A 3,593-nucleotide genomic window follows, 5' to 3' on the forward strand; every position below is an offset into this window, starting at 1 on the left:
TCCGTCCCCGCCCCGCGATCTTGCACTTTGCGCCCCGGCGAAGCGGACAAAAAGCGCGATACGCGGGCCGAAAGTGGCAAGATCGACGGGGGGCAGGGGTGGGGGGGTGAGCCTCACCGTTCGGCTCAGGGCGGCCTGGGCGTCCAGGTAGGGGCGGGGGTCACCGGCTCCGAGGTCGGTGATCCCGGCGGTGTGCAGGGCCCCGATGGCGAGGGTGCGGCGCACCGCGGCGAAGGTGATCACGTGCCCGATGGTGCCGCCCAGGGTGTGGGTGGTCGGCGGCGAGCAGGTGGTGTCGACGAAGGTGTCGGCCAGCGTCCCGTCGGCGAGCGTCCGGGCGACGAAGGCCCGCCAGTCTCGCCCGGCCACCTCGTGCCGCGCGGACAGCCCGGCGATCGACCGGTCGCTCTCGTCGGGCCAGCCGCCCCCGCGCAACGCCGACAGCCAGTGCTCCTCCTGGGTCACCATGGCGTTGATCAGGGAACGGAGGGTCGATCGGTCGTCGATGGTCTCCACCGAGACGGTGACGGGCCGGTCGAGCGCCTCGTCGTCGAGGGTGGCGGCCCGCTCGATGACGGCGGACAGGGTGGCGACGTGGTGGTCGACGAGATGTTGCAGGACGTCCATGGCGGTCTCCTCGTGGGTGCCCGGCAGCCGCAGGCCACCGGGGGGCTGGAAGTGCACGCCACTGGGACAGGGCAGCTCCAGCTCGCGGAAGGTGAGTGGCCGGCGCCGCCGGACCTGGGTCGGCGACGCGCCGTAGGAGCGCAGGAAGGCGCGGCTGAACGCCTCGTGTGAGCCGTACCCGGCCTCGACGGCGACGTCGAGGACGGTCCGGTCGGTGGTGGTGAGCCGGTGCGCCGCGCGCTCCAGCAGCAGCCGGCGGCGCAGCGCGCCGGGTGGTTCCCCGGTGGCCGCCGCGACCAGCCGGTCGAAGTGGAACCGGGACAGGTGCGCCCGGGCCGCCAGCGCGGCCGGGCTGACGCCCGGATCGTCCACGCCCACCTGCACCCAGTGCAGGATGCGGGCCAGGCCATCCGTCGTCGTCATGCGAACAGCCTGCACCCGAGGATGGCCGGCGCGCTTGACCGCCGTTGCGCACCTGCCGGCCCGCGACCCGGGCCGGCCGGGCGGACGCTCAGTCGAGCAGCGAGTCCAGGCCGATGGTCAGGCCCGGGCGGGTACGCACCGCGCGGACGGCCAGCAGCACGCCGGGCATGAACGAGGCCCGGTCGTACGAGTCGTGCCGGATGGTCAGCGTCTCGCCGGTGGTGCCGAAGAGCACCTCCTGGTGGGCGACCAGCCCGGTGGCCCGCACGGCGTGCACGCGTACCCCGTCGATGTCGGCGCCGCGCGCACCCGGCACCTCGTCGGAGGTGGCGTCCGGTGACGGACCGAGACCGGCGTCGGCGCGCGCCTGGGCGATCCGGCGGGCGGTGTGGGTGGCGGTGCCGCTGGGGGCGTCGAGCTTGCGCGGGTGGTGCTGCTCGATGATCTCGACGGACTCGAAGTGCCGGGCGGCCCGCGCGGCGAACTGCATCATCAGCACCGCGCCGATGCCGAAGTTCGGGGCGATCACCACGCCGACGCCCGGCTTGCGCTCCAGCCAACCGCGCACCCGCTCGATCCGCTGCTCGGTGAAGCCGGTGGTGCCGACCACCGCGCTGATGCCCTGGTCGATGCACCAGTGCAGGTTGTCCATGACGACGTCGGGGGTGGTGAAGTCGACGACCACCTCGGCGCCCGCGTCGGAGGCGTTGAACAGCCAGTCGCCCTGGTCGACCATCGCCACCAGGTCCATGTCGGAGGCCGCGTCGACCGCCTTGCACACCTCGACACCCATCCGGCCCCGGGCACCCAGCACGCCGACCCGGATCGGCTCGTCCGGGCCCTTCTCCTGCTCGTCAGTCACGGGGCACAACCTATCCCAATCGGGACGCCCTCACCCGCCGGGACCACCCACGTCCCACGGGACGCCGGTGATCCACTCCAGGTCGGGTGGTCAGGTGGGTCAGGCGGAGAAGTCGTGCTCGCCGAACGGGCCGACCACGGCCAGGGACATCGGCCGGCTCAGCAGCTCGGCGGCGAGCGTGTTCACGTCCGCCAGGGTGACCGCGTCGACCCGGGTGAGCAGCTCGTCCACCGGCATCAGGTCGCCGTAGAGCAGCTCCCCCTTGGCCAGCCGGCTCATCCGCGAGCCGGTGTCCTCCAGGCCCAGCACGAACGATCCCTTGCTCATGCCCTTGCCCCGGGCCAGCTCGGCCTCGCTGATCCCCTCGGCGGCCACCCGGGCCAGCTCGGCGCGGGTCAGCGCCAGCACCTCGTCCACCTTGCCCGGCGCGCAGCCGGCGTAGACGGCGAAGAGGCCGCTGTCGGCGTACTGGCTGGCGTACGAGTAGACCGAGTAGGCCAGGCCCCGCTGCTCGCGGATCTCCTGGAACAGCCGGCTGGACATCCCGCCGCCGAGGACGTTGTTGAGCACGCCGAGGGCGAAGCGCCGCTCGTCGAGGCGGTCGATGCCGGGGCAGCCGAGGATGACGTGCGCCTGCTCGGACTCCTTCGGCTCCACCAGGGTGGCGGCCGGCCTGGTGCGTACCGCCGGGGTGGCCGGCCGGTGCGGAGCCGGCGCGGCCGGATCGGTGTCCAGCGGGGTGCCGCGCAGCGCCTGGCGGACCAGCTTGACCACGGCGGCGTGGTCCAGGTTGCCGGCGGCGGCGATGACGATCTGCGGTGCGGTGTACCGGCGCCGGTAGAAGCTGTGGATCTGCCGCCGGGTCATCGGGGTGACCGTCTCCTCGGTGCCGGAGATCAGCCGGCCCAGGGGGTGGTCGCCGTAGACGGCGCGGGCGAAGAGGTCGTGCACCTCGTCGCCGGGCTCGTCGTCGTGCATGGCGATCTCTTCGAGGATGACGCCGCGCTCGGTCTCCACGTCGGCCGCCTCGATCACCGAGTCGGCCACCAGGTCGCACATGACGTCGATCGCCAGCGGCAGGTCCTCGTCCAGCACGCGGGCGTAGTAGCAGGTGTATTCCTTGGTGGTGAAGGCGTTGGTCTCGCCGCCCACCGCCTCGATCTCCGAGGAGATCTCCAGCGCGCCGCGCTTGTGGGTGCCCTTGAAGAGCAGGTGCTCCAGGAAGTGCGCCGCGCCGGCCTGCGGGCCGGTCTCGTCCCGCGAGCCGACCGCCACCCAGATGCCGAACGAGACGCTGCGCATCGCCGGGATCGCCTCGGTGAGCACGCGCAACCCGCTGGGCAGCACGGTACGACGTACCGTGCCGCCCAGCGGGTCGTCACTCAGCGTGCGGGTGACCGCCCGGCCCGACCCCGCGCGACCGGACTGCGTCCCGGTGGCGTGCCGGACGGCTCCGGACGGCCCCACCCCCCGTCGACCCGCAGGAAAAGACGAACGCTGGGCCCGACTCACGGAAACCTGCTTTCAGTTGACGAGGGGTGGGTGGTGCTGTGGCGCGGTGGGTCAGCTGTGCCGGGTCCGGCGACGCGGACGCTCGCCGCCCTCGCCACCCTCGCCGCCACCCTCGGGCCGGTAGCCGCGCTCCGGGGCACGACCGCCCCGGTCGCCGCCCCGGTCGCCC

General features: G+C 73.3%; 3 protein-coding genes. All 3 read right to left on the reverse strand.

The window, feature by feature from the left end; translation table 11 throughout:
• Positions 1–1,050, reverse strand: a 1,050-nt coding sequence (locus tag JNW89_RS31070; protein ID WP_238451785.1) for a helix-turn-helix domain-containing protein, incomplete at its 3' end; no start/stop codon positions are given.
• Positions 1,051–1,138: 88 nt separating this feature from the next.
• Complete coding sequence (gene dapB, locus JNW89_RS31075) at positions 1,139–1,912, reverse strand: 4-hydroxy-tetrahydrodipicolinate reductase (protein ID WP_238451786.1); 774 nt, start codon at positions 1,910–1,912, stop codon at positions 1,139–1,141.
• A 99-nt stretch (positions 1,913–2,011) separates the two neighbouring features.
• Complete coding sequence (locus tag JNW89_RS31080; protein ID WP_375155167.1) at positions 2,012–3,379, reverse strand: M16 family metallopeptidase; 1,368 nt, start codon at positions 3,377–3,379, stop codon at positions 2,012–2,014.
• Positions 3,380–3,593 lie beyond the last annotated feature (214 nt).

The organism is Micromonospora sp. 4G55, assembly GCF_016803375.1.